1 protein-coding gene is annotated in these 927 nt (G+C 54.2%); it reads right to left on the bottom strand.

Annotated features, from left to right (window positions below; all coding sequences use genetic code 11):
- Positions 1-477 (bottom strand): hypothetical protein (locus N7650_RS27915; RefSeq protein WP_347815665.1); only part of this gene is annotated, 477 nt, incomplete at its 3' end.
- Positions 478-927: the final 450 nt, after the last annotated feature.

The raw sequence follows: 927 nt of genomic DNA, 5'->3' as shown, positions 1-927 counted from the left end.
GATATAAAGAATCTCCACCGGCACGCGCTCCAAGTGCCAGTCCTGATTGAAGTCGTAGGAATTCTTCTGGCTCTCTTTGCCGGTTTGCCAAGTGTGGCGGTCACAAGCGGCCAACAGGCAGGGCATAAGGTCGTCGGGGCTGGGAGTGCGCCACTTGGCCAACAAGGCTTCGTAGATGGGTTCGTCGTAAGCATAAGCAGGCCATTGATGCGAGACATCGCCCACCCAATCGGCAAACACGCGCAGCATAAAGGCTTGGGCGCGGCGGTGTTGCTCTTCGTACTCAATCACCAATTGATGTCCGCGGTTGAGAGCCGCATGGGTGAGATAGCCCTGATGGATGACGGCATCCTTCCAGCCTAGGATCGCCATGGCGGCCATCATATCGGTGGCGGTTTGGAAGCTGTAGTTTTGGCGGCGTCTATCATTGCCTGCCGCTTTGGCAATAATGTCGAACTGGCCCGCCCAGAAGAACAACTGCCAAATTCCTACTTGGTAATAGCGCAGCCAATGGGCCAACTCCAGAAGCCATTTTGGATTATCTGGTGCGGTTGCCAATACTTTGTGGGCTCGTGTGACGGCCATCCATTCGGAGCTACTACGCGTAACGTTGTCACTATTCGGTATAGGCATTGATGGCTTCGCAAATGCATCGCCGCGCTCAACATATTCACGGATGCCATTCAACTCGTATTCATCTGAGACGTGTGGCCCCTTGGCTATGCGTCCCAGCACACTTTTGTAGGAGGGCCATTTCGGGTTCACGCCCGAGCGCCCGCACTGAATTACTTCTTGGTCCATGGTTCCACCTTAAATTCTGCTACACCTGTTTTACCGGGGGTGGGAACACCGACTTTGACTGTTACACCTTGAACCCTGGTTTTTCCTGAATCCAACGCCGCTTGCAAAGCATCGCGTAAGGCAGGA

Source organism: Pseudomonas sp. GD04058 (assembly GCF_029836855.1).
In the GTDB taxonomy this organism is placed as follows: Bacteria; Pseudomonadota; Gammaproteobacteria; order Pseudomonadales; family Pseudomonadaceae; genus Aquipseudomonas; species Aquipseudomonas bharatica.
Note: the sequence above shows the minus strand (reverse complement) of the source record. Positions and strands in the feature narration are given on the sequence as shown.